Below are 25,800 nucleotides of genomic sequence, written 5' to 3'. Positions count from 1 at the left end.
CGGGGCCGTTGTACCTCCCGTGCCCGTTGCCGGGGCGCGCGGCGCCGTGGGCGCGCCCGACGGGTCGGCGGCGCGGCTCGACGTCCCGGCGCGGGTGTCGCCCTGCCGGGCGGCCTCCTCCGCCGGAGCCCCCTGGGCGGCCGCGCCCTGGGCCCCGCCCTGGACGGGGGCCTCGCCCTGACCCGAGCCCTGGCCGAGGGCCGCGCTCTGGGCCCCGCCCTGGCCGGGTGCCCGGCCCGGCGGCTGGTCGCCCTCGCCGGGGGCCTCCCCTTCGCGGGGTGCCCGGCCCGGAGGCGAACCGTCCGAGGACGCCGCCGTGCCCGTCGTGAAGAAGATGCCGGCCCACAGTTTCTTGAAGACGCCGTCCGGGAAGAGCGCGTCCGCCAGGTTCCAGTAGGTGATCTGCGGGGCGATCGCGTCCACCCGTTTGTCGTGCCCGGCCGCCAGCAGCGAGATCGCGCCGCCGTACGACGAGCCCGACACGCCCACCCTTGGGTCGCCGTCACCGTCCAACCGCACCTCGGGGCGTTTCGCGAGCCAGTCGATGAGCCGCGACACGTCCTTGACCTCGAAGTCCGGGTCGTTGAGGCCGATGCGTCCCGTCGAGGCGCCGAAGCCGCGCGCGGACCAGGTCAGCACGGCGTACCCGTCACGCGCCAGCTTCTCGGCCTGCGCGCGCACGTCGTCCTTGCTGCCGCCGAAGCCGTGCCCGAGAAGCACCGCCGGCCGACGGCCGTCGGCGGACCCGGAGGTGAAGAACGAGGTGTCGATCCTCGCTCCCGGCATCTCCAGGACTCTGTCCTCACGGCGCAGGGCGGGCGCGTCGTCCGAGGCGACGGCCGTCCACGTGCCGGCACCCGCGAGCAGCACGACGGCGGCGGCCGTGGCGGCCGCCGCGCGCCGGGGAATTCGGATCTGCATGCCTAGACCCTAAGCGGCACACTGCTCCGGCTCGGCTGCCGTCAGGTGGAACTCACGAGCCTCCTGGAGGTGTACGCACTACCGTCGCCGTACACCAGACGCGGTACACGAAGGGGCCTGGAGGCCTGCCATGGAGATCCGCCGTGCGACGACCGTCGCCGAAATCGTCGCAGCGCAGCACCTGTACGACGGCCCAGCCCGCCCCGAGTGGGCCGAGCGTTTCCTCGCCGCGCCCGGGCACCTCATGCTCATCGCGTACACGGACGACGGCGTACCGGCCGGGATGGTGTCGGGTATCGAGATGCTGCACCCGGACAAGGGCACGGAGATGTGCCTGTACGAATTGTCCGTCGACGAGCGGTATCGGCGGCGCGGCATCGGCCGGGCGCTGACCGAGGCGCTGGCGGCCGTCGCCCGGAAGCGCGGCTGCTACGACATGTCGGTCGGGGTGGACACGGACAACGATCCGGCATTGGCGACGTATCGCTCGGCCGGTGCCACCGACGATGGAGAATTCGCCATGCTCACGTGGGGGTTCGGCGACGAAGCGAAGAAGGCCGACTAGCACTCTTGTGCGGTACATGACCAGCCGAGACGCTGTGGGGCCGTCCGGAAGAAGAAAGGTCAGGTGCCCCCGAGATGAGAGCCCCATCCCGCAGGCCCCGGCGTCCCATGGCGCGGCGTCCCGTGCCCCGGCGCCGCATCGGCGCGCTGATACCCGTCATCGCGCTCGCGGCCGGTCTGCAGTTCGCCGCCACCCCCACCGCGCACGGCGCGCAGGTCGGCGACCTCCGTCTCGCCCCCACGGAAACCGCCGTGTCGAACAGCTGGATCGTCGTCCTCAAGGACGGCTCGACACGCGCCGCCGACCTCGGCGTCACGCCGCAGCACCAGTACGAGAGCGCGCTCGACGGGTTCTCCACCACCATGTCGAAGGCGAAGGCCACCGCCCTCGCCGCCGACCCGAGGGTCGCGTACGTCGAGCAGAACCAGACCGTCCGCCTCAACGCCACCCAGCCGAACGCCACCTGGGGATTGGACCGGATCGACCAGCGCAACCTGCCGCTGTCGACGACGTACACGTACAACACCCCCGCCTCGAACGTGAACGCGTACATCATCGACACCGGCATCCGCACCTCGCACAGCGAGTTCGGCGGGCGCGCGGTGGTCGGGACGGACACCGTCGGCGGCGGGCAGAACGGGCAGGACTGCCAGGGCCACGGCACGCATGTCGCCGGTACGGTCGGTGGCAAGACGTACGGCGTGGCGAAGGCCGCCAAGCTGATCGCGGTCCGCGTCCTGGACTGCAACGGCTCGGGCACCATCGCCGGGGTCATCGCGGGCGTGGACTGGGTGACGGCGAACGCCGTGAAGCCGGCGGTCGCCAACATGAGCCTGGGCGGCGGCGCCAACACGTCCCTGGACAACGCCGTCAAGCGGTCGATCGCGTCGGGCATCTCGTACGCCATCGCGGCCGGCAACGGCAACATCCTGGGCCTGCCGGAGAACGCCTGCAACACCTCCCCGGCGCGCGTCCCGGAGGCGATCACGGTCGGTGCGACGGACAACGCGGACCGGCGCGCCTCGTTCTCCAACTACGGCACCTGCGTGGACCTCTTCGCGCCGGGCGTGAAGGTCACCTCGGCGTGGCGCACCAGCGACACGGCGATCAACACCATCTCCGGTACGTCGATGGCGGCACCCCACACGGCGGGCGTGGCGGCCCTGTACCTGTCGAAGCACCCGACCGCGTCCCCGGCGCAGGTGCGGGACGCGCTGGTGAACAACGCGACGAGCGGCAAGGTGCAGAACGCGCTGACGGGCTCCCCGAACAAGCTGCTGTACTCGCTGTTCTAGGACCCTTTACGGCACGAGGTGCCCGAGGAGCTCCGCACCCGCCGGGTACGGGCGCTCCTCGGGCATCAGCCGTCGTGCCCCCTCCAGGTCCCCCGCACGCACCAGGGCGTGCAGCTCGTGCGCGAGCGGCGTCACGTCCCGTATGGAGACCGTCCACTCGTCGGCGTACCGCGCGGACGCCTCACCCGCGAGGCCGAGCTGGAGCGAGCGGTACGGCAGCGGCGCGAGGTGCAGGTCCCGCTCGGGGTCCCACTGGACGCGGGCCGGGGACTGGCGCAGCTGCCGCTTCCAGGTGGTCTGGTCCGGGTGGAAGCCCCGCACGTAGTGCGACAGGCAAGCGTGGCGCAGCGCCCACTCGAAGCCGTCGCGGGTGATCTCGACGGCCAGCACCGTCTCCTGGTCCGCCTTCATCGCCCAGCCGCAGCGGTACATCATCCACAGGAAGCTCGGCTTGATCCACGTCATCCGCTCCCGCTTCCAGGACACCGGGAACCGGCCGTCGCGGGCGGCGGGGCCGCCGATGCCGGGCGCGTACGCCTGGTAGACGGTCACCGTGTCGTCGGTGTGGAGGGCGCGGATGCGGTTTTTCGGTTCGTTCTCGTTCATCCCGTAAAGGATCAACGGCCGACCCCGGTCGGGGCCAGCCGTTTTCTCCGGTTCGGGAGGGGATCAGTGGTTGCGGGGGAAGCCCAGGTCCACGCCCGCCGGGGCGTCGGACGGGTCGGGCCAGCGGGTGGTGACGACCTTGCCGCGCGTGTAGAAGTGCACGCCGTCGTTGCCGTAGATGTGGTGGTCGCCGAAGAGGGAGTCCTTCCAGCCACCGAAGGAGTGGTAGCCGACCGGCACCGGGATCGGGACGTTCACGCCGACCATGCCCGCCTGGATCTCCAGCTGGAAGCGGCGGGCGGCGCCGCCGTCCCGGGTGAAGATGGCGGTGCCGTTGCCGAACGGCGAGTCGTTGATGAGGCGGACGCCCTCCTCGTAGGTGTCGGCGCGCAGCACGCACAGCACCGGGCCGAAGATCTCGTCGCGGTACGCGTCGGAGTCGGTGGACACCTTGTCGAGCAGGGACAGGCCGATCCAGTGGCCGTCCTCGAACCCGTCGACGGTGTAGCCGGTGCCGTCGAGGACGACCTCCGCGCCCTGGGCGGCGGCGCCCGTGACGTACGAGGCGACCTTGTCGCGGTGGGCGGCGGTGATCAGCGGGCCCATTTCGGAGGCCGGGTCGTTGCCGGGGCCGATCTTGATCTTCTCGGCACGCTCGCGGATCTTCTGGACGAGTTCGTCGCCGATGGCGCCGACCGCGACGACCGCCGAGATCGCCATGCAGCGCTCGCCCGCCGAACCGTACGCCGCCGAGACCGCCGCGTCGGCGGCCGCGTCGAGGTCGGCGTCAGGCAGGACCAGCATGTGGTTCTTGGCGCCGCCGAGGGCCTGGACGCGCTTGCCGTTCGCCGAGGCGGTGGCATGGATGTACTTGGCGATCGGCGTCGAGCCGACGAAGGAGACGGCGGCGACGTCCGGGTGCTCCAGCAGCGCGTCGACGGCCACCTTGTCGCCGTGGACGACGTTGAGGACGCCGTCGGGCAGGCCGGCCTGGGAGGCCAGCTCGGCGAGCAGGTTGGCGGCGGACGGGTCCTTCTCGCTGGGCTTGAGCACGAAGGTGTTGCCGCAGGCGATGGCCAGCGGGAACATCCACATCGGCACCATCGCCGGGAAGTTGAACGGCGTGATGCCGGCGACCACGCCGAGCGGCTGGCGGATGGCGGCGACGTCGACCCGGTTGGAGACCTGGGTGGACAGCTCACCCTTGAGCTGGACGGTGATGCCGCACGCCAGCTCGACGATCTCCAGGCCGCGCGCGACCTCGCCGAGCGCGTCGGAGTGGACCTTGCCGTGCTCGGCGGTGATCAGGGCGGCGATCTCGTCGCGGTGGGCGTCGAGCAGGGCGCGGTACTTGAACAGGACGGTGGTGCGCTGGGCCAGCGAGGACGTGCCCCACGTCGCGTACGCGGCCTTGGCGGCGGCGACGGCGGTGCCGACCTCCTCGGCGGAGGCGAGGGCGACCCGCGTGGTGACGGCGCCGGTCGCCGGGTCGGTGACCGGGCCCCAGTTGCCCGACGTGCCTTCGACGGTCTTGCCACCGATCCAGTGGTGGACGGTCTTCGTCATGACGTACGTACTCCTCTTCAGACCTCTACAGGTGGCGGCGTCGGGCTGCGACGTGCCGGTCGTACTCCTCCCGGGCCTTGATCGCCGGCGCACGGGTCGCGGTCTCGGCCACGGGCACATCCCACCATGCATCGGCGGCAGGCGCGCCCGACACTGTGTCTGCCGTTTCGGTCTCGACGTAGACACATGTGGGGACGGTCGCCGCGCGGGCTTCGGCGAGGGCTTCTCGCAGGTCACGGACGGTGTGGGCGCGCAGGACGCGCATGCCGAGGGAGGCGGCGTTGGCGGCGAGATCGACCGGGAGCGGATCGCCGGTGTACGTGGTGTCGGGGGCCCGGTAGCGGTAGGCGGTGCCGTACCGCTCGGCGCCCACGGACTCGGAGAGGCCGCCGATCGAGGCGTACCCGTGGTTCTGGAGGATGACGACCTTGATGGGGACGTTCTCCTGCACCGCGGTGACGATTTCGGTGGGATTCATCAGATACGTACCGTCGCCGACGAGGGCCCAGACGGGGCGGCCGGGGGCGGCGAGGGCCACACCGATGGCGGCGGGGATCTCGTAGCCCATGCAGGAGTACCCGTATTCGACGTGGTACTGGTCCCGGGAGCGGGTCCGCCAGAGCTTGTGCAGGTCGCCGGGGAGCGAGCCTGCGGCGTTGATCAGGATGTCGTCGCCGCTGACCAGAGTGTCGAGTACGCCGAGTACCTGCGGCTGGGTGGGGCGCGCGTCGTCGCTCGCGACGGTGTACGCGGAGCTGACCCGGGCCTCCCAGCGGGTCCGCTCCTCGTGGTACTCGATCTGGTACTGCGCCGGGACGGCGTATCCGCCGAGCGCTGCGGCCAGGTGCTCCAGGCCCTCGCGGGCGTCGGCGACCAGGGGCAGGGCGGCCATCTTGTGGGCGTCGAAGCCGGTGATGTTGAGGTTGACGAAGCGGACGCCGGGACGGGCGAAGAGCGTCGAGGAAGCGGTCGTGAAGTCGGAGTACCGGGTGCCGACGCCGATGACCAGGTCGGCGGTGCCGGCGAGCCGGTTGGCTGTGGAGGTGCCGGTGTGGCCGATGGCGCCCACGTCGGCCGGGTGACCATGGCTCAGGGAGCCCTTGCCGGCCTGGGTGGACGCGACGGGGATGCCGGTCGCGGCGGCGAACGCCTGGAGGGCGGCTTCGGCGCGGCTGTGGTGCACGCCGCCGCCCGCGACGATCAGGGGCCGGTTCGCGGCCTTGACGGCCCGTACGGCGGCTTCCAGTTCAGCCGCGTCGGGCTGCGGGCGCCGCACCCGCCAGACGCGCTCGGCGAAGAACTCCTCCGGCCAGTCGAAACCTTCCGCCTGTACGTCCTGCGGCAGCGCGAGCGTGACCGCGCCGGTGGCGGCGGGGTCGGCGAGGACGCGCATGGCGTGCATCGCCGCCGGGATCAGGGCCTCGGGCCGGCTGATCCGGTCGAAGTACCTCGACACGGGGCGGAGGGTGTCGTTGACGGACACGTCACCGGCGTAGGGGACTTCGAGCTGCTGGAGCACCGGGTCGGCGGGCCGGGTGGCGAAGGTGTCGCCGGGCAGGAGCAGCACCGGGAGGTGGTTGATGGTGGCGAGGGCGGCGCCGGTGACGAGGTTGGTGGCGCCGGGGCCGATGGAGGTGGTGACGGCGTGGGCGGACAGCCGGTTCGACTGGCGGGCGTAGCCGACGGCGGCGTGGACCATGGCCTGCTCGTTGCGGCCCTGGAGGTAGGGCATCTCGTCCCCGTACTCGACGAGGGCTTGGCCGATGCCCGCCACATTGCCGTGGCCGAAGATGCCCCAGGTGGCGTTGATGAGGCGGTGGCGCTGTCCGTCGCGTTCGGTGTACTGGCGGGCCAGGAAGGCGACGAGCGCCTGGGCGGTGGTGAGTCGTCGGGTGCTCATCGGTATCCCTCCACGTGATCGGGGTGGAAGCGGATCTTCCATTGCCGTTCCTCGCCCGGCCCGGCCATGACGTTGAGGTAGTACATGGTGTGGCCGGGCTCGGCGATGGACGGCCCGTGCCAGCCGTCCGGTACGAGGACGGCGTCGCCGCCGCGGACCTCGGCGAGCACGTCGGCGCCGCCGGGGCGGGACGGCGACACGCGCTGGTAGCCGACCCCGTCGCCCTCGATCTCGAAGTAGTAGATCTCCTCCAGCTCCGCTTCCTCGCCGGGGAGGTGCTCGTCGTGTTTGTGGGGCGGGTAGGAGGACCAGTTCCCGCCGGGGGTGATGACCTCGACGGCGATGAGCCGGTCGCAGGCGAAGGTGTCGGCGGCGGCGAAGTTGCGTACCTCGCGGGCGCAGACCCCGCTGCCGCGCGCTTCGACCGGTACCTCCGGCGCGGGGCCGTAGCGAGCGGGGAGTCGTCGCTCGCACTTCGCTCCTGCCAGGGCGAAGCGGCCTCCCGCGCCGGAGGCGATCTGGGCGTGGGCGTCACGCGGTACGTACGCGAAGTCGGTGACGCCGCTGAACACGCTTTCCCGGCCGAGCAGTTCGATGCACTCGCCGTCCACCTGCACCGTACAACCGCCGGTGAGGGGAAGCACGACCCACTCGCTGTCGCCGGTGGCGAGGAGGTGGGACTCGCCGGGGCGGAGGTCGAGGACGCGGAGGGCCGAGTAGCCCCAGCCGGCCCGTTTCGGGTCGATGTGGAGGGCGTAGGGGCCCTGGGCCGCCTCGCCCCTCGGTACGTACAGCTGCTGCTCGGTCATGATCTCTCCGTACCCTCGTGGACCGGTCCTCAGAGCAGGCCGACGGCCGTGTCGACGGCGGCGGCGACGTCGCCGTCCGCCGGGTAGAGCAGGGAACGGCCCACCACCAGCCCCTGGACGGTCGGCAGGCGCAGGGCCCCCCGCCACTTCTCGTACGCCGTGTCCTGGTCGGGTCCCACGTCGCCGCCGAGGAGAACCGCGGGAAGGGTCGTGGCCTCCATGACCCGTGCCATGTCGTCGTGGTCGTCGGTGACGGGCACCTTGAGCCAGGTGTACGCGGAGGTCCCGGCGAGCCCGGAGGCGATGGCGAGCGACGTGGTCACCGCCTCGGGGCTCAGGTCGTTGCGGACGCGGCCGTCCGCGGGGTCACGGCGGGAGAGGAACGGTTCGACGAAGACGGGCAGCCGCCGCTCGGCCATGGCGTCGATGGTGCGGGCGGCGGCGGTGAGGGTGGTGAGGGAGCCGGGGTCGGTGTGGTCGATGCGCAGCAGGAGCTTGCCCGCGTCGAAACCGAGGCGGGCGAGGTCCTCGGGGCGGTGGCCGGTGAAGCGGTCGTCGAGCTCGAACGCGGCGCCGGCGAGGCCGCCGCGGTTCATGGAACCCATGACGACCTTGTCCTCCAGGGCGCCGAGGAGTAGCAGGTCGTCCAGGATGTCGGCGGTGGCGAGGACCCCGTCCACGCCGGGGCGGGAGAGGGCGAGGCAGAGCCGCTCCAGCAGGTCGAGGCGGTTGGCCATGGCGAACGGCCGGTCGCCGACGGCCAGGGCGCCCCGGGCGGGGTGGTCGGCGGCGACGATCATCAGGCGCCCGGAGTCGCCGAGCAGCGCCCGCCGCCGCCGTCGGGCGGCGGCCTCGGCGACGGCTTCGGGGTGCCGGGTGCGGACCGCGACGAGGTGGGCGAGGTCGACGGTCACGGCGTGCCGCCTTCCGGGCGGGCGGCGCCTGCGTAGCCGGGGGTCTCATGGGACGCGCCTTCCGGAGACGCGCCCTCCGGAGACGCGCCCTCCAGCGTGGCCGACACCTCGTCGGCGAACGGCATCGCGGAGGAGCAGGCGAGCCGGGAGGCGACGATGGCACCGGCGGCGTTGGCGTACCGAACCGTCCGCTCCAGGTCCCAGCCGGCGAGCAGCCCATGGCACAGGGCCCCGCCGAACGCGTCGCCCGCGCCGAGACCGTTGACGACCTCGACGGGGACGGGCGGTACGTCGGCGGTGTCGCCGTCGGCGGTCATGGCGAGCACGCCCTTGGGGCCCTGCTTGACGACGGCGAGCCGGACGCCCGCGTCGAGGAGGGCGCGGGCGGCGCGGTGCGGCTCGCGCTCACCGGTGGCGATCTCGGACTCGTCGAGGTTGCCGACGGCGACGGTGACGTGCCGGAGGGCCTCGCGGTAGTGGGGCCGGGCCTCGCCCTCGTCGGGCCAGAACATCGGCCGCCAGTCGAGGTCGAAGACCGTGACCCGTCCGTCCGGCCCGGCGGCGTACGCGGCGGACGGGTCACCGGGGCGACCGGACGGCCCGGGCGCGTCGGCGGACGGGTCACCGGACCGGGCGGCCAGGGCCGCGAGCGTGGCCGTGCGGCTGGGCTCGGCCGACAGACCGGTGCCGGTCATCCAGAACACCCGGGCGGCGGCGATGGCCGCGAGGTCCAGCTCGTGCTCGTGGATCTCCAGGTCCGGCGCCTTGGGCTGCCGGTAGAAGTAGAGCGGGAAGTGGTCGGGCGGGAAGATTTCGCAGAAGGTGAGCGGGGTCGGGTACGCCTCGACCGGCGTCACCCACCGGTCGTCCACACCGAACGCCCGCAGCTCCTGGTGCAGATACTCGCCGAACGGGTCCGCCCCCGTACGGGTGATCAGCGCGGTGCGGCGGCCCAGCCGGGCGGCGGCGACCGCCACATTGGAGGCCGAGCCGCCGAGGAACTTGCCGAACGTCTCGACCTGGGCGAGCGGGACGCCGGTCTGGAGGGGGTAGAGGTCCACCCCGATGCGCCCCATGGTGATGAGGTCGTACGAATCGGTCGCCATCCGTGTCCCCTTCGCGTCGGCACCGTGGTCAGGTCTAGCCGCCCCCGGAAGGCCTGTCAACATTTTGTCCTTACATTCGGACCAACTCTTGACGCCCTGCTCCGGCCGCCACCAAGCTGGCTCCCATGACGCCGCTGTCACCGCCGCCGCTGTCCCGTATCCGGATCGGTTCCGCACCCGACTCGTGGGGCGTGTGGTTCCCCGACGATCCGCAGCAAGTCCCCTGGCAGCGCTTCCTCGACGAGGTCGCCAGGGCCGGCTACGAGTGGATCGAACTCGGCCCGTACGGCTACCTCCCCACCGACCCCGCCCGGCTCACCGAGGAGACCGCCCGCCGTGGGCTGAAGGTCTCGGCGGGCACGGTCTTCACCGGGCTGCACCACGGCGAGGCCGTCTGGGAGAAGACCTGGGCACACGTCGCGGACAACGCCACCCTCGCCCGCGCCATGGGCGCCGACCACCTCGTCGTCATCCCGTCCTTCTGGCGCGACGACAAGACCGGCCAGGTCCTGGAGGACCGGAACCTGACGGCCGATCAGTGGCGGAACCTCACCCGCCTGACCGAACGCCTCGGCCTGGAGGTCCAGGACCGCTTCGGCCTGCGCATCGTCGTCCACCCGCACGCCGACACCCACATCGACAGCGAGGACAACGTCAGCCGTTTCCTCGACGCCACCGACCCCGAACTCGTCGCCCTCTGCCTGGACACCGGGCACTACGCCTACTGCGGCGGCGACAGCGTCAAGCTGATCGAGACGTACGGCGAGCGGATCGGCTACCTCCACCTCAAGCAGGTCGACCCCGAGATCCTCGCCGAAGTCGTCGCCGAGGGCACCCCATTCGGGCCGGCCGTGGCGCGCGGCGTCATGTGCGAGCCCCCCACCGGCGTCCCCGCCCTCGAACCCGTCCTGGCCGCCGCCCAGGCCCTGGACGTCGACCTCTTCGCCATCGTCGAGCAGGACATGTACCCCTGCCCCCCGGACAAGCCCTACCCCATCGCCGAACGCACCCGCCGCTTCCTCCGCTCCTGCGGGGCGTGAGCGCCGCCTTTGTCACAGTGACCCTGCTGTGTCACACATGTCTCCATCACGCGGACCTTCCGTCACAGCCGTTCAACAGGCCCTCTCCCCTCGTCACTCTGTGTCGTTCAACGGGCACAGGCTCAGTGATCGCCAGCGTCAACGCCGCGGCTCCCCCGACGGTCCTCCCGGACCGCCGCCGCGGCGCGCGCAGGGAGGTGCCAAAGATGACGGACAGAAGGCTCTGGTCCTACAAGGAGATTGCCGCGCACATCCGGGTACAGCCGGACACGGTGCGGTCGTACCGCAAGCACGGCCTGCTCCCGCAGCCCGACCATGTGGAGGGCGGCAAGCCCTACTGGTACCCGGACACGATCCGCGTCTGGGTGGCCAACCGCCCCGGCAACCGCGGTCGCGCGAACTGACGTTCCGGCTGTGTCCCGGCCCCGTACCTCCCCGGTGCGGGGCCGGCCGCATAAATCCCTTGTCCGTGCCGCACCGGGGCCAGAGGATCGCCGGATGAGCGACTTCTCCGTCAAGCCCACCCTCACCGGCGACCGTGTGGTGCTGCGGCCGGTCACCGAGGAGGACGCCGCCGTGTTCGCGGAGATCCTCCACGATCCGGACGTGCTGACGTTCACCGGCATCCCCGCCGACGAGCCGCCCCTCTCCCTCGACTACCTCCGTTCCTGGTACGGCTCCCGGGGCGAGCAGTCGGACCGGCGCGACCTCGCCCTCGTCGACCAGGCCTCCGGGGAGATGGTGGGCGAGCTGGTCTTCAACGAATGGGACGAGCCGAACCGCAGCTGCAACTTCCGCACCCTCATCGGCCCACGGGGACGTAACCGGGGCTTGGGGACCGAGGCGATCCGGTTGTTCCTGGCGCACGGCTTCGAGCAGCTGGGCCTGAACCGGATCTCCCTGGGTGTCTTCGTCTTCAACCCGCGTGCGATCCGGGTCTACGAGAAGGCCGGCTTCGTCCGGGAGGGCGTGGAGCGGGAGGCGCTGTGGCACAGGGGCCAGTGGATCGACTCGCTCACCATGTCCGTCCTGGCCCGTGAGTGGGCCGTGCACCGGGGCCACCCGGAGACGGCGCCCTCCGTCAGCTCCTGATGGCCGGCTCGGGCTCGGGAGCCGGCTGGGGCACCGGTGCCGGTGCCGGTATCTCGCCCTCGCTGAGCCCGAACCTGGCGTGCAGGGCCCGCAGCGGGGCCGGCGCCCACCAGGTGGCCCGTCCGGTCAGTCTCATCACGGCCGGGACGAGCAGGCTGCGCACCACCATCGCGTCCATCACCACGGCCAGGGCGACACCCAGGCCCAGCATCTTGGTGTTGGTCACCCGGGAGGTGCCGATGGCCACCATCACCACCGCCAGGATCACGGCCGCCGCGGTGATCAGTCCGCCGGTGCGCTGGAGCCCGAACCGTACGGCATGCTCATGGTCGCCCGTGGTGTCGTACTCCTCCTTGATGCGGGAGAGCAGGAACACCCCGTAGTCCATGGAGAGCCCGAAGGCGACGCAGAACATCAGCACCGGCAGCGTCGTTTCGATGTCCCCGGTGGGGGTGAAGCCCAGGAGCCCGGACAGATGGCCGTCCTGGAAGACCCACACCATCGCACCGAACATCGCCGTGAGGCTCAACGCGTTCAGCAGGACCGCCTGGAGCGGTATCAGCACACTGCCGGAGAGCAGGAAGACCAGCAGGAGGGTGACCACCACGACGATGCCCACGGCCCAGGGCAGCCGGTCGGCTATGGCGTCCTTGGAGTCGACCAGCACGGCCGCCGCCCCGGTCACCGATGTGTCGAACGGCGCCGCCTGCCCGCGCAGTGCCCGCACGAGCCGCTGAGTCTCCTCACCCACGGCCTCCCCCTCGGGCTGCACCGAGAAGTACGCGTACGTCCCCGATGTCACCGGCCCGTCCACCCGCAGCACGCCGGGGAGGCCGGCGATCCGGTCGCGGTACTCGGCGTACTGCGCGGCCGAGGCCCGCCCCTCGGCGAGGACCTCCAGCCCGCCGCCCGGACTACCCGGGAAGCCGTCCCGTATGTGGTCCTGGACGACCCGGGACTCGGCACTCGACGGCAGCTGACGGTCGTCGGCCGTACCGAACTTCACGCCCAGGAACGGCAGTCCCAGCAGCACCAGCCCGGCGGCCGTGCCCACCGCGAAGAGGGGCGCCCTGCGCATCACCAGCGCCGCCATCCGCCCCCACCCCGCGCCCGCGGCCCTCCCCGGCCTCCGCCCGAACAGGCGGCGCAGATCCAGCGCGTTGACCCGGTGGCCGAGCAACAGCAGTGCGGCCGGCAGCAGGATCAGCGCGGCGGCGGCCGCCAACAGCACCACCGCAATGCCGGCGTACGCGAAGGAGCGCAGGAAGTACTGCGGGAAGACGAGCATCGCGGCGAGGGACACGGCCACCGTCAGCGCCGAGAAGAGCACCGTGCGCCCGGCGGTCCGCAGCGTCGTGGCCACCGCAGCACCGGGGCCGACGCCGGCGGCCACCTCCTCACGGAACCTCCGCACCACGAACAGGGCGTAGTCGATGGCGAGTCCGAGTCCCAGGGCGGTGGTGAGGTTCATCGCGAAAACCGACACATCAGTGAACTCGGTGAGCCCGCGCAGCACGGCGTTGGTCCCGAGGATGGCGACGATGCCGATGCCCAGCGGCAGCAGGGCGGCGACGGCGCTGCCGAAGACCATCACGAGGAGCACCAGCGTCACCGGAAGGGCGATCAGCTCAGCGCGCAGCAAGTCGTCCTGGATGATCACCTGCATCTCGTGCCGTACGGCGACGGGCCCGCCGACGGAGACCTCCACCGGCCCGTGCGTGCCCCGGAACGCCGGGGCCATCCGCTCGAGGGTCTCCCCCGCCGTCTTCTCGTCGCCCTCGATACGCGCCGCGATCAGCGCCTAGCGCCCGTCCTCCGCCCTGAGCGCCGGCGAGCCCGTCTGCCAGTACGACCCGACGCCGGTGATCCCGGGCTCGGCGGCGAGCCGCTCGGCGAGGCGCTGTGCCTGGGCCGCCACCTCCGGATCGTCCACCCCCGCCCGTCCGCTGTCGACGAGGAGCAGCAGGTTGGGCTGTGAGGCGGGGAACTCCCGCTCCAGGGCCTTCATGGCGTACGCGGACGTGGAGTCCGGGTCCTCCCAGCCGCCGCTCCCCATGCGGTCGGCCACCCCGCCGCCGGCGAACACCGCCAGCGCCGTGATCACCAGCGCGATCAGCAGTGTCAGCCGCGGCCGCGCGGTGGCGAACCGGAGTGCGCCGCCACGGGCGGGCGCGCCGTTGACTTCGGACATGACGCGGTGTCCCCTTCACCGTGACCTGTGACTCGTGCTCGTGGCACGAGTCACAGATCGTCCTGTTGCCATAAACTGGCAAACACGAGTCTTCGCTCGCGTTACTCAAGAATGCGAGCGACCTCTCGCGTTTGTCAACCAGACCGAGAAAGCTGGGGATTGTCGTGCCGGAAGCCACAGGGCCGACCGAGGGCAAGCCGCGCCGCCGACAGGCACGCGGGGAGCGGCGCATCGCACAGTTGCTGGAGGCCGCCGCGCAGGTCTTCGCGACCACCGGATACACCGCCGCCAGCACCAACGCCATCGCCCGCGAGGCGAGCGTGTCCCCCGGCACGCTCTACCAGTACTTCCCCAACAAGGAAGCCATCGCCATCGAGCTCGGCGAGCGCCTGCTGCACCGGATGCGCGAGGCACACGGCCAGGCATTCACGCCGGCCAACTTCGACCTGCCACTGCCCGACATGCTGGACGCGATCCTCGACCCGATGATCGAGTTCAACTGCGCGAACCCCGCCTTCTTCGCTCTGATGCACGGCTCCGACATCCCGGGCCGGATCACCGAGGAGCACGACGCGCTGCACGACTCGCTCATCTCCCGCATCCAGGAGCTGCTCGGCCACTACCGCCCGGACATGCCCGCCGACGAGCGGAGCCGCATCGCCGGCATGACGCTCGCCGTGTTCAAGGGGGGCCTGGTCCTGGTCCTGGGCCACGCGGGCATCGAGCGGGACGCGTACATCGAGGAGCTGAAGCGGATGATGGTCCGATACCTCGACCCCGTCATCGGTGAAGCCGCCCGGCCGGCGGCGCGCTGAGGTGGCATCACTGGAATTCATACCCCCTAGGGGTATACAGTGAGTACGTCAGGGCGCCACGGCGTTCCCTTGCGCCGCATGGGCCGCTGCCGCACCACGACTCCGACCGAAGAGGAGAACACCATGACCGCCGAGACGAGGACCGAGCTTCCCCAGGCCACCGGCTCCTGCTGCTCGCCCGCCGGCTCCTGCCACGACAGCGCGGCCGACGCCGAGACCGGCGGCATCACCACCGTCTACGAGGTACGGGGCATGACGTGCGGCCACTGCGAGGGCGCCGTGACCGAGGAGATCTCCGCGATCGCCGGCGTCACCTCCGTCAAGGCCGTCGCCGCGACGGGCCTGGTCACCGTCGTCTCCGCAGCAGCCCTGGACGAGGCCGAGGTCCGCGCGGCGGTCGACGAGGCGGGGTACGAGCTCGTCGGCCAGGCCTGACGCCCGAGACGACCACTCCGGCCGGGACGGGCCGCACCGCGACGACGGGCGGCCCGGCCCGGCCATGGTCATTTCCTCCGCCTTTGCGGTGACTGTCCGTCTCTGACCCCGCACCTCCACGTGATTTCACCTTCACGTGACTCACAGGACCTTCACAAAGAGACCTAGATCACAGATATTTGGGGGTAACCATTTGGACGGCTCGCAAGTCTAAATGGGCGATGCCACGAACGTCTTGGGGGACGTTCATGGGATGTCTTGGGGGACGTCCCAGGCAAGCGTTGGCCGGGGCACGTGCACCGGGGAGCTTTGAGCGGCCCTCCCGTACGTACCCCGGCAGATCGCATCGCGAGCTTCTGCTGAAACCGGCAGACGCCCGGACCCGGATCCCGTGGGGGGAATCCGTTCCGGGGATATGGGAAGCGCCCCGCTCGCCGACCCGTGGGGGGATCGGCGGCGGGGCGCTTCTCGCTACCCGGGGCGCCCTTCAGCGCGCGCTCGGCGGGCGCCCGGCAGCAGGTCCGTCAGCGGGCGCCCGGCAGCGTGGCCGTCAGTGGCGTTCGCCTCAGCGGCTCTCGACCGGGACGAAGTCGCGCAGGACCTCGCCCGTGTAGATCTGGCGCGGGCGGCCGATGCGGGAGCCCGGCTCCTTGATCATCTCGTGCCACTGGGCAATCCAGCCCGGCAGCCGGCCCAGCGCGAAGAGAACCGTGAACATCTCGGTCGGGAAGCCCATCGCCCGGTAGATCAGACCCGTGTAGAAGTCGACGTTCGGGTAGAGGTTGCGCGACACGAAGTAGTCGTCGGAGAGCGCGTGCTCCTCCAGCTTCAGCGCGATGTCCAGCAGCTCGTCGGACTTGCCGAGCGCCGAGAGGACGTCGTGCGCCGCCGCCTTGATGATCTTGGCGCGGGGGTCGAAGGACTTGTACACCCGGTGGCCGAAGCCCATCAGGCGAACGCCGTCCTCCTTGTTCTTCACCTTGTTGATGAAGGAGTCGACATCGCCGCCATTGGCCTGGATGCCCTGGAGCATCTCCAGCACCGACTGGTTCGCGCCACCGTGCAGGGGGCCCCACAGGGCCGAGATGCCGGCGGAGATCGAGGCGAACATGTTGGCCTGCGACGAGCCCACCAGGCGCACGGTCGAGGTCGAGCAGTTCTGCTCGTGGTCCGCGTGCAGGATGAGCAGCTTGTCGAGGGCCGAGACCACGACCGGGTCCAGCTCGTACTCCTGGGCCGGGACCGAGAAGGTCATGCGCAGGAAGTTCTCGACGTACGACAGGTCGTTGCGCGGGTAGACGAACGGGTGGCCGATCGACTTCTTGTACGCGTACGCCGCGATCGTCGGGAGCTTGGCCAGCAGCCGGATCGTGGACAGGTGGCGCTGCTTCTCGTCGAACGGGTTGTGGCTGTCCTGGTAGAACGTCGACAGCGCGCTGACGACCGAGGACAGCATCGCCATCGGGTGGGCGTCGCGCGGGAAGCCGTCGAAGAACCGCTTGACGTCCTCGTGCAGCAGCGTGTGCTGCGTGATCTCGTTCCGGAAGGCCGCCAGCTCGTCGACCTTGGGAAGCTCGCCGTTGATCAGCAGGTACGCCACCTCGAGGAAGGTGGAGCGCTCCGCCAGCTGCTCGATGGGGTAACCGCGGTACCGCAGGATGCCCTGCTCGCCGTCCAGGTAGGTGATCGCGGATTTGTAGGCGGCGGTATTGCCGTATCCACTGTCCAGGGTCACCAGACCGGTCTGGGCTCGGAGCTTCCCGATGTCGAAGCCCTTGTCACCGACGGTGCTCTCGACCACCGGGTAGGTGTATTCACCGTCCGCGTACCGCAGTACTACAGAGTTGTCGCTCACGTCATCCCTCACCGACGTAGTGCCTCTTCTTCGAGGTGCCCTGACTGTCTCTACCATCCCCCACTTGGCCCAGCAGAGTGCACTCGGGGTCGACCATTCGGCCAATTGGCGGCACTCAGTGCCGTCAACCTGCTCATCCTGCCCCCTTCGCCCCGGTTGCGAAAGTCCGGATGATCCCTAGGTGATCTTTCCCACCCGCACCTCACCTTTCAGCCGATGACGCAGTGAGGTAAAGCGCCGGCCGGCGGAAACGGTACGGACCGCCTGCCCGATCGCCTTGCGCGAGCCGACGAGCACGACCAGCTTCTTCGCGCGCGTGACGGCCGTGTACAGCAGATTCCGCTGGAGCATCATCCACGCCCCAGTGGTGACCGGGATCACCACCGCCGGATACTCGCTGCCCTGCGAGCGGTGGATCGTGACCGCGTACGCGTGCGCCAGCTCATCCAGCTCGTCGAAGTCGTACGGCACCTCCTCGTCCTCGTCCGTCAGCACCGTCAGCCGCTGCTCGTCCACGTTCAGCGAGGTGACCACGCCGACCGTGCCGTTGAAGACCCCGTTCGTCCCCTTCTCGTAATTGTTGCGAATCTGAGTGACCTTGTCGCCAACGCGGAAGACCCGGCCGCCGAACCTCTTCTCGGGGACGTCCGGCCGCGACGGGGTGACGGCCTGCTGGAGGAGGCCGTTCAAAGTGCCCGCCCCCGCCGGGCCCCGGTGCATCGGCGCCAGGACCTGCACGTCCCGGCGCGGGTCGAGGCCGAACTTCGCCGGTACGCGGCGGGCCGCGACGTCCACGGTGAGCCGGCCCGCCTCCTCCGTGTCCTCGGTGAGGAACAGGAAGAAGTCCGGCAACCCCGAAGTGATCGGGTGCTGACCGGAGTTGATCCGGTGGGCGTTGGTGACGACACCGGACTGCTGGGCCTGCCGGAAGATCCGCGTCAGCCGCACGGAGGGGACCGGGCTGTCCGGAGCCAGCAGATCGCTGAGCACCTCGCCGGCACCGACGCTCGGCAACTGGTCCACATCGCCCACCAGGAGCAGGTGCGCCCCCGGCGCCACCGCCTTGACCAGCTTGTTGGCCAGCAGCAGGTCCAGCATGGACGCCTCGTCGACCACCACCAGGTCGGCGTCCAACGGCCGGTCCCGGTCGTACGCCGCGTCCCCGCCCGGCTTCAGCTCCAGCAGCCGGTGCACCGTGGACGCCTCCGCGCCCGTCAGCTCCGCCAGCCGCTTGGCCGCGCGGCCGGTGGGCGCCGCGAGGATCACCTTCGCCTTCTTGGCCCGGGCCAGCTCCACGATCGACCGGACCGTGAAGGACTTGCCGCAGCCGGGGCCACCGGTGAGGACGGCGACCTTCTCGGTGAGCGCCAGCCGGACGGCCTCCTCCTGCTCGGGCGCCAGCTCCGCCCCCGTACGGTCCGCGAGCCACGCCAGCGCCTTGTCCCAGGCCACGTTCCGGAAGACCGGCATGCGGTCCTCGGCGCCGCGCAGCAGCCGCTGCAGCTGTGCGGCCAGGGAGAGCTCGGCCCGGTGGAAGGAAACAAGATAGACAGCGGTGACCGGCTGCCCCTCGGAGCCGGGCACCTGCTCCCGTACGATCCCGCCCTCCTCCTCGTCGGCCGCCAGCTCGGCCAGGCACTCGATGACCAGGCCCGTGTCGACCTGGAGCAGCTTCACCGCGTCGGCGATCAGCTGCTCCTCCGGCAGGAAACAGTGCCCCTGGTCGGTGGACTGCGACAGGGCGTACCGCAGCCCGGCCTTGACGCGCTCCGGACTGTCGTGTGGAATCCCGACGGCCTGCGCGATCCGGTCGGCGGTGAGGAACCCGATCCCCCACACGTCGGCGGCCAGCCGGTACGGCTGGTTCTTCACCACGGAGATCGAGGCGTCCTCGTACTTCTTGTAGATCCGCACCGCGATGGAGGTCGAGACCCCCACCCCCTGGAGGAAGACCATCACCTCCTTGATCGCCTTCTGCTCCTCCCACGCGGCACCGATCAGCTTCGTCCGCTTCGGCCCGAGACCCGGCACCTCGATGAGCCGCTTCGGCTCCTGCTCGATGACGTCGAGCGTCTCGACGCCGAAATGGTCGACGATCCGCTCGGCGATACGTGGTCCGATGCCCTTGATCAGGCCGGAGCCGAGGTAACGCCGGATGCCCTGAATGGTGGCCGGCAGGACGGTCGTGTAGTTCTCCACCGTGAACTGCTTGCCGTACTGCGGGTGCGACCCCCAACGGCCCTCCATGCGCAGCGACTCGCCCGGCTGCGCGCCGAGCAGCGAGCCGACCACCGTGAGGAGATCCCCGCCACCGCGCCCGGTGTCGACCCGGGCCACGGTGTAGCCGGTCTCCTCATTGGCGTACGTGATCCGCTCAAGGACCCCTTCGACCACTGCCAGATTGGACATGCCCCGACGCTACCCGGCAGCTCGGACAGCGCGGCGGGCCTGTGGACAACTCCGGGGCCAGGCCCCCGGCCCGACTGGGGACTGGTGGTGGGCCTTCTGTTCATGGTTGCCGTTCCGGGCCGCCCTCCCTCCCGAGAGTCGCGGGCTCCGGCACCCTGTCAAGGGCGCTTCGCGTCGGCTTCGCCGATGGCCTACGGCCACCCTTGACAGGCCGCCTCCGCCCGCGCGTTTTCTCTCGGAGGGCGGCCCCGGGGAGCGGGCATCCGGGGGGGCGCACTGCTTTGCCGGCGTTCGTGGCCGAGGTGGCCCGGCCGGGGCAGGCGCGGCAGTGGAATGGGGCGGTGGCGGCACAGCTTGGCGGCAGGCCGCCGTCTCTGGGTTGCGGTACAAGACCTCGCTCCGGTGGGTGGTGGGTGCGCGGCAGTGGCATGGGGCATCCGGGCCCGGCTCGGCGACTGCGGGCGGGTGAGGGGGCAGGGTTCAGGCAGGTGGCCGGGGTAGGTGCGGGGCTGGGCCTGGGTGTTGCCCTGGCGGGGGGCCTGGCGCCCGCGGGGTGCCCCGTGGTGTTCCCCGGCGCCAGGTTCGGGGAGTTGTGGGCGGTATAGGACACCTTCCGGCGATGGGCGTCGGGCCTCTGGGTGTCCCACACCGCCCACAACTCCGGTGAGGCGGTACGGGTGTGGCTGGAGGGGGCGAAGAGGCAGGCCGGTGGGCACGTGGCGCAGCGGAGCGGGGTCCAGGCGGCTGGGAAGGGCGGGACGTCGGGCTGGCTGCTGCGGGCGGGGCCTGACTCCCGCCCGGCCCCCGCGCCCGGGGCCGCGCACCGATCCGGGCCGGGGCAGGGGCTCGGCCGGGCATGCGGTCGGGCGTCGCGCCGGTCCGGAGAGCTGCGTCGCTGCCCCCGTGCTGCTCCCGGTGTCCTCACCCGCACCGCCAGCCTCACGGGAACGCCCCACCTGCCCCCTCCGCCACACCGGCACCTGGGCAGGCGAGTTGTGGGCAGTGTGGGACACCCAGGGGGCCGGCGACCACGGCAGGGAGGTGTCCCATCCCGCCCACAACTCCGGTGCGGCGGTACGGGTGTGGCTGGAGGGGCGATCCCCGCCCCCGGCTCCCGGGCGGCTTCACCCGGGCCCGGGCCCAGCCCCCACCCCGCCCCAGCCACCCGCCTGAACCCCGACCTCTCACCCACCCGCAGCCGCCGAACCCAGCCCGGAAGCCCCATGCCACTCGGGCGCACCCACCACCCACCGGAGCGAGGTCCTGTGCCTCAGCCGACAGACGGCCGTCCGCCGCTGAACCGAGAGCGAGAACCCCATTCCACTGCCGCGCCCCCTCCGGCACCCGCCTCCCGGCCACCACGGAAGGGGGACGGGGCGGCCCCTCCTGGACCCGTTCCCCCGGGCCGCCCTCCGAGCGGGAAAAGGCGGGCGGAGGCGGCCTGTCAAGGGTGGGCGAAGCCCATCGGCGAAGCCGACGCGAAGCGCCCTTTACAGGCCGCCGCAGCCCGCCACACTCGGAGAGAGGGCGGCCCACACGCCCACCATGACCAGCACGCCCACCCCGGCGCTGGAGGGCCCGGTCCGTGGACCGGGCCCCGCGCTCTCCCCCCTCCGGCAGGGCTTCCTCAATCCCCCCGGATCCCCCCGGAAGCCCCGATGCCAGGTACGACTCGCGTCGTGGCGGGAGGGTTGTACGGGCGCGGCCGGCAGTCTCAGAGCACCTCCGACACGAACCTCGCCGCCGTCTCCTCCAGGACCTCCACCCCGTCCCGCGCCCAGAGGGTGTCGTTGAACAGCTCCACCTCAATGGGGCCGGTGTAGCCCGCCGCGTCGACCAGCCGGCGCCAGGCGCGCAGGTCGATGGTGCCGTCGCCGAGCTGGCCACGGCCGTTGAGGACGCCGGCCGGCAGGGGGGTGGTCCAGTCGGCGAGCTGGAAGGAGTGGATGCGGCCCTGCTCGCCCGCGCGGGCGACGGCCGCCGGGGCGCGGTCGTCCCACCAGATGTGGTACGTGTCGACGACGACGCCGACCTGGGAGGACGGGAAGGGCTCGGCCAGGGCGAGGGCCTGGTCGAGCGTGGAGATGGCGCAGCGGTCGGCCGCGTACATGGGGTGCAGGGCCTCGATCGCGAGCCGGATGCCCCGCTCGGCGGCGTACGGGGCGAGTTCGGCGAGTGCGTCCGCGATACGAGCGCGGGCGGCCGGCAGGTCCTTCTCCCCCGGCGGGAGGCCGCCGGAGACCAGGACCAGGGTGTCGGTGCCGAGGGTGGCCGCCTCGTCGACGGCCGCGCGGTTGTCGTCCAGGTCGGCGGCGGTGGTGAAGAAGCCGCCCCGGCACAGGGTGGTGACGGCCAGCCCGGCGTCGCGTACGAGCTTGGCGGTGGCTTCCAGGCCGTACGCGGCGACCGGCTCACGCCACAGGCCGATGCCGGGGATGCCGAGGCGGACGCAGGCCGCCGTCAGCTCGGGCAACGACAGTTGCCTGACGGTCATCTGGTTGATGCTGAAGCGGGTCAGACCACTCATTGCTCGACTCCGTACACCGTCAGCAGGGACTTCATGCGGGACTCCGCCAGCGCCGGGTCCGGGAACAGGCCCAGTCCGTCGGCCATTTCGTACGCCTTCGCCAGGTGCGGGATCGAGCGCGCCGACTGCAGGCCGCCGACCATCGTGAAATGGTCCTGGTGGCCGGCCAGCCAGGCGAGGAACACCACGCCCGTCTTGTAGAAGCGCGTCGGCGCCTGGAAGAGGTGCCGGGACAGGGGGACGGTCGGGTCGAGGACCTTGCGGAAGCCGTCGGTGTCGCCGGTGTCCAGCACCCGTACCGCCTCCGCCGCCAGCGGACCGAGCGGGTCGAAGATGCCGAGCAGGGCGTGGCTGAAGCCGTGGTCGTCGCCCGCGATCAGTTCGGGGTAGTGGAAGTCGTCGCCGGTGTAGCAGCGCACGCCGTCCGGGAGGCGGCGGCGCAGGTCGACCTCGCGCCGCGCGTCCAGCAGGGACACCTTGATGCCGTCGACCTTGTCCGGGTGTTCGGCGATGACGTCCAGGAAGGTGTCGGTGGCGGCGTCCAGGTCCGCCGAGCCCCAGTAGCCCTCCAGCGCCGGGTCGAACATCGGTCCCAGCCAGTGGAGGATGACGGGTTCGGAGGCCTGGCGCAGGAGGTGGGTGTAGACGGTGACGTAGTCGTCGGGGGTGCGGGCGGCCGCCGCGAGGGCGCGGGACGCCATCAGGATGGGTTGCGCGCCGGTGTCTTCGACGAGGGCCAGTTGTTCCTCGTACGCGGTGCGTACGGTGGCCAGGTCCGCCGGGCCGGTCAGCTGGTCCGTGCCGACGCCCGCCGCGATCCGGCCGCCGACCGCCTTCGCCTCGGCGGCCGAGCGGCGGATGAGCTGGGCCGCGCCCGCCCAGTCCAGGCCCATGCCGCGCTGGGCGGTGTCCATGGCCTCGGCGACGCCCAGCCCGTGCGACCAGAGGTGGCGGCGGAAGGCGAGGGTGGCGTCCCAGTCGACGGCCGCCGGCGAGTCGGGGGACACGTCCGCGTACGGGTCGGCCACGACGTGGGCGGCGGAGAAGACCGTACGGGAGGCCAGAGGTACGCCGGTCGGGGCGAAGGCGGCGGGCTCGGTACGGGGCTCGTACGTGCCGTGCGGGAGTCGGATCGTCACAGCGACAGCTCCGGTACGTCGTAACGGCGGCCCTCCGCCGAGGACTTCAGGCCCAGCTCGGCGAGCTGTACGCCGCGCGCGCCCGCGAGCAGGTCCCAGTGGTACGGCTCGTCGAGTGCCACGTGGCGCAGGAACAGCTCCCACTGGGCCTTGAAGCCGTTGTCGAACTCGGTGTTGTCGGGCACCTCCTGCCACTGGTCGCGGAACGCCTCCGTGACGGGGATGTCCGGGTTCCACACGGGCTTCGGTGTGACGGAGCGGTGCTGGACGCGGCAGCCGCGCAGTCCGGCGACGGCCGATCCGTGGGTGCCGTCGACCTGGAACTCGACGAGCTCGTCGCGGTGGACGCGTACCGCCCAGGAGGAGTTGATCTGCGCGACGGCGCCGCCGGCCAGCTGGAAGATGCCGTACGCGGCGTCGTCGGCGGTGGCGGCGTACGGCTTGCCGTTCTCGTCCCAGCGCTGCGGGACGTGCGTGGTGACGTGGGCGCTCACGCTGGTCACGCGGCCGAACAGCTCGTGGAGTACGTACTCCCAGTGCGGGAACATGTCGACGACGATGCCGCCGCCGTCCTCGGCGCGGTAGTTCCAGGAGGGGCGCTGGGCGTCCTGCCAGTCGCCCTCGAAGACCCAGTAGCCGAATTCGCCGCGTACGGAGAGGATCTCGCCGAAGAAGCCGCCGTCGATGAGGCGCTTCAGCTTGAGCAGGCCGGGGAGGAAGATCTTGTCCTGGACGACGCCGTGCTTGATGCCGGCGGCCTGGGCCAGGCGGGCGAGTTCCAGGGCGCCGACGGTGTCAGTGGCGGTCGGCTTCTCGGTGTAGATGTGCTTGCCGGCCGCGATCGCCCTGGTGAGGGCGTCGACGCGGGCGGAGGTGACCTGGGCGTCGAAGTAGACGTCCGTGGTCTCGTCGGCGAGGACCGCGTCGAGGTCGGTGGACCATTCGGTCAGCCCGTGGCGGTCGGCGAGCTCGCGCAGGGCGTGCTCGCGGCGGCCGACGAGGACGGGCTCGGGCCACAGGACCTGGCCGTCGCCGAGGTCGAGGCCGCCCTGGTCGCGGATCGCGAGGATGGAGCGCACCAGGTGCTGCCGGTAGCCCATCCGCCCTGTGACGCCGTTCATGGCGATCCGCACGGTTCTGCGTGACACGAAGGTCCTCCATGTGTAGTCGCTCGACGCCGAGTGGTCGGCGTCGGGTGGTCCGGCCATCGGGTGGTCGACGCCGGGGGTCCGGCGTCGGGTGGTCCGGCCATCGGGTGGTCGGCGCCGGGGTCCGGCGTCGGGTGGTCCGACGCCGCCTGACCGGCGCGGTGGTCGACGCCGGGTGACCGACCCCGCCGGTGTGGTCGGCGCCGAGGGTGCGACGCCGTGGGACGCGGTTCCCCGCGAGCGGTTCGCCTGCGGGAGTCTTGCCCGGACAACGTCGTAGCAAGCGCTTTCTACGAGGGATGACGCTAGCCTGCCGACAGCGGCCCGTACAAGGGCCTGGCCCGACTCTCCTCGGAGGAACGCGATGACAGTCACCCTGGCCGATGTGGCGGCGCGCGCCCGGGTGTCCCCGGCCACCGTCTCCCGCGTCCTGAACGGCAACTACCCGGTCGCGGCCTCCACCCGGGAGCGGGTGCTGCGCGCGGTCGACGAGCTGGACTACGTCCTGAACGGCCCCGCCAGCGCGCTCGCCGCCGCCACCTCCGACCTGGTCGGCATCCTCGTCAACGACATCGCCGACCCGTTCTTCGGGATCATGGCCGGCGCTGCGCAGCACGCGATCGGCGAAGGCGCGTCGGGCCGGGCGGGCGGCGAGAAGCTCGCCGTCGTCTGCAACACCGGCGGCTCCCCCGAGCGGGAGCTGACCTACCTGACCCTCCTCCAGCGCCAGCGCGCGGCCGCCGTCGTCCTGACCGGAGGCGCCGTGGAGGACGCGGACCACATCGCGGCCATGGCCGCCAAGCTGGCCAGGCTCGCGGACGCCGGAACCCGGGTGGTGCTGTGCGGGCGGCCACCGGTACCGGCGGCGGGCGACGCCATCGCCGCCGCGCTGACGTTCGACAACCGGGGCGGCGGTCGGCGGCTGACGGAGCATCTGCTGACGCTGGGCCACCGGCGGATCGGGTACGTCGCCGGTCCCGCCGAGCGCACCACCACCCGCCACCGCCTGGAGGGCCACCGCGCCGCGATGGACGCGGCCGGGCTCGAACACCCGGACCGGTTCACCGTGCACGGGCCGTACGACCGGCGCTCCGGGTACGACGCGACGCTGGAGCTGCTGCGGCGCGACCCGGACCTGACCGCGATCGTCGCCGCCAACGACACGGTCGCGCTCGGCGCCTGCGCCGCGCTGCGCGACCAGGGGCTGCGCATCCCGGACGACATCTCCGTGGCGGGCTTCGACGACCTGCCGTTCTCGGTGGACGCGGTGCCCGCGCTCACCACCGTACGACTGCCGCTGTACGAGGCGGGGGCGCGGGCCGGGCGGCTGGCGACGGGCACGGAGGCCCCGCCGCCGGGCGGTATCGCGACGATCGGCGGGGAGCTGATGGTCCGTGAGTCGACGGGGCGGCCACGGGGGTAGCGCGGCACCCGGGCGCTATCGTGGATCACACCGGCATACGGAGG

Annotated in this window: 19 protein-coding genes and 2 pseudogenes; 8 read left to right on the top strand and 13 right to left on the bottom strand. The window is 71.6% G+C overall.

The features are described from left to right. A partial coding sequence (locus tag BKD26_RS38865; RefSeq protein ID WP_241518471.1) for an alpha/beta fold hydrolase occupies positions 1-921 on the bottom strand: 921 nt, incomplete at its 3' end. Between the two features lie 88 nt (positions 922-1,009). Here BKD26_RS38865 and BKD26_RS01295 point away from each other — a divergent pair. Together BKD26_RS01295 and BKD26_RS01290 are read left to right on the top strand one after the other, a co-directional pair. After that, positions 1,010-1,486: pseudogene (locus BKD26_RS01295) on the top strand (GNAT family N-acetyltransferase); the annotation flags it as partial. A 107-nt stretch (positions 1,487-1,593) separates the two neighbouring features. Next, positions 1,594-2,781, top strand: a complete 1,188-nt coding sequence (locus tag BKD26_RS01290; protein WP_084894800.1) for a S8 family peptidase — start codon at positions 1,594-1,596, stop codon at positions 2,779-2,781. Positions 2,782-2,787: 6 nt separating this feature from the next. On the opposite strand, the gene BKD26_RS01285 is transcribed toward BKD26_RS01290, so the two are convergent. The 6 genes from BKD26_RS01285 to BKD26_RS01260 all read right to left on the bottom strand — a co-directional run bounded on the left by BKD26_RS01285 (position 2,788) and on the right by BKD26_RS01260 (position 9,682). Further along, positions 2,788-3,387: a DUF4291 domain-containing protein gene (locus BKD26_RS01285; protein WP_084894798.1), complete on the bottom strand. Its 600-nt coding sequence runs from the start codon at positions 3,385-3,387 to the stop codon at positions 2,788-2,790. A 63-nt stretch (positions 3,388-3,450) separates the two neighbouring features. Next, on the bottom strand, positions 3,451-4,953 hold the full coding sequence (locus BKD26_RS01280; RefSeq protein ID WP_084894796.1) for a CoA-acylating methylmalonate-semialdehyde dehydrogenase: 1,503 nt from the start codon (positions 4,951-4,953) through the stop codon (positions 3,451-3,453). A 25-nt stretch (positions 4,954-4,978) separates the two neighbouring features. Further along, positions 4,979-6,853: a 3D-(3,5/4)-trihydroxycyclohexane-1,2-dione acylhydrolase (decyclizing) gene (iolD, locus tag BKD26_RS01275; protein WP_084894794.1), complete on the bottom strand. Its 1,875-nt coding sequence runs from the start codon at positions 6,851-6,853 to the stop codon at positions 4,979-4,981. Continuing rightward, complete coding sequence (gene iolB, locus BKD26_RS01270) at positions 6,850-7,662, bottom strand: 5-deoxy-glucuronate isomerase (RefSeq protein WP_084894792.1); 813 nt, start codon at positions 7,660-7,662, stop codon at positions 6,850-6,852. The genes iolD and iolB overlap by 4 nt, the downstream gene beginning before the upstream one ends. A 29-nt stretch (positions 7,663-7,691) precedes the next feature. Then, the gene (locus BKD26_RS01265) at positions 7,692-8,576 is read right to left on the bottom strand and encodes a deoxyribose-phosphate aldolase (protein ID WP_084894790.1); all 885 of its coding nucleotides are present in this window, start codon (positions 8,574-8,576) and stop codon (positions 7,692-7,694) included. Continuing rightward, complete coding sequence (locus BKD26_RS01260) at positions 8,573-9,682, bottom strand: 5-dehydro-2-deoxygluconokinase (RefSeq protein WP_084894788.1); 1,110 nt, start codon at positions 9,680-9,682, stop codon at positions 8,573-8,575. The genes BKD26_RS01265 and BKD26_RS01260 overlap by 4 nt, the downstream gene beginning before the upstream one ends. 125 nt (positions 9,683-9,807) lie before the next feature. Between BKD26_RS01260 and BKD26_RS01255 the strand changes: the two genes are divergently transcribed. The 3 genes from BKD26_RS01255 (at position 9,808) to BKD26_RS01245 (ending at position 11,814) form a co-directional block, all read left to right on the top strand. Further along, entirely contained in the window at positions 9,808-10,722 is a 915-nt protein-coding gene (locus BKD26_RS01255) for a sugar phosphate isomerase/epimerase (RefSeq protein WP_084894787.1), read from the top strand. A gap of 206 nt (positions 10,723-10,928) precedes the next feature. Then, entirely contained in the window at positions 10,929-11,126 is a 198-nt protein-coding gene (locus BKD26_RS01250) for a MerR family transcriptional regulator (protein ID WP_084894785.1), read from the top strand. A gap of 94 nt (positions 11,127-11,220) precedes the next feature. Continuing rightward, entirely contained in the window at positions 11,221-11,814 is a 594-nt protein-coding gene (locus BKD26_RS01245; RefSeq protein ID WP_084894783.1) for a GNAT family protein, read from the top strand. Here BKD26_RS01245 and BKD26_RS01240 read toward each other — a convergent pair. After that, a pseudogene (locus BKD26_RS01240) lies at positions 11,804-14,005 on the bottom strand (MMPL family transporter). The gene BKD26_RS01245 and the pseudogene BKD26_RS01240 sit on opposite strands and share 11 nt — an antisense overlap. A gap of 164 nt (positions 14,006-14,169) precedes the next feature. Between BKD26_RS01240 and BKD26_RS01235 the strand changes: the two are divergent. Further along, positions 14,170-14,820 (top strand): TetR/AcrR family transcriptional regulator, encoded by a 651-nt coding sequence (locus BKD26_RS01235; protein ID WP_241518468.1) that lies wholly within the window; start codon positions 14,170-14,172, stop codon positions 14,818-14,820. Positions 14,821-14,943: 123 nt separating this feature from the next. Then, on the top strand, positions 14,944-15,255 hold the full coding sequence (locus tag BKD26_RS01230; protein ID WP_084895316.1) for a heavy-metal-associated domain-containing protein: 312 nt from the start codon (positions 14,944-14,946) through the stop codon (positions 15,253-15,255). Between the two features lie 565 nt (positions 15,256-15,820). Here BKD26_RS01230 and BKD26_RS01225 read toward each other — a convergent pair. The 5 genes from BKD26_RS01225 to BKD26_RS01205 form a co-directional block, all read right to left on the bottom strand. Further along, positions 15,821-17,110, bottom strand: coding sequence for a citrate synthase (locus BKD26_RS01225; protein ID WP_073750987.1), 1,290 nt, complete (start codon positions 17,108-17,110; stop codon positions 15,821-15,823). 177 nt (positions 17,111-17,287) lie between these two features. Further along, positions 17,288-19,519, bottom strand: a complete 2,232-nt coding sequence (locus tag BKD26_RS01220; protein WP_084894779.1) for an ATP-dependent RecD-like DNA helicase — start codon at positions 19,517-19,519, stop codon at positions 17,288-17,290. 1,714 nt (positions 19,520-21,233) lie between these two features. Further along, entirely contained in the window at positions 21,234-22,046 is an 813-nt protein-coding gene (locus BKD26_RS01215; RefSeq protein ID WP_084894777.1) for a sugar phosphate isomerase/epimerase family protein, read from the bottom strand. After that, complete coding sequence (locus BKD26_RS01210; RefSeq protein WP_084894774.1) at positions 22,043-23,185, bottom strand: dihydrodipicolinate synthase family protein; 1,143 nt, start codon at positions 23,183-23,185, stop codon at positions 22,043-22,045. The genes BKD26_RS01215 and BKD26_RS01210 overlap by 4 nt, the downstream gene beginning before the upstream one ends. Beyond that, positions 23,182-24,333: a Gfo/Idh/MocA family oxidoreductase gene (locus BKD26_RS01205; protein ID WP_084895314.1), complete on the bottom strand. Its 1,152-nt coding sequence runs from the start codon at positions 24,331-24,333 to the stop codon at positions 23,182-23,184. Before BKD26_RS01205 ends, BKD26_RS01210 begins: the two co-directional genes overlap by 4 nt. A gap of 364 nt (positions 24,334-24,697) precedes the next feature. Between BKD26_RS01205 and BKD26_RS01200 the strand changes: the two genes are divergently transcribed. Beyond that, positions 24,698-25,756 (top strand): LacI family DNA-binding transcriptional regulator, encoded by a 1,059-nt coding sequence (locus BKD26_RS01200; protein ID WP_084894772.1) that lies wholly within the window; start codon positions 24,698-24,700, stop codon positions 25,754-25,756. Positions 25,757-25,800 lie beyond the last annotated feature (44 nt).

It is taken from the genome of Streptomyces sp. CB03238 (assembly GCF_002099185.1).
Classification (GTDB): domain Bacteria; phylum Actinomycetota; class Actinomycetes; order Streptomycetales; family Streptomycetaceae; genus Streptomyces.
Note: the sequence above shows the minus strand (reverse complement) of the source record. Positions and strands in the feature narration are given on the sequence as shown.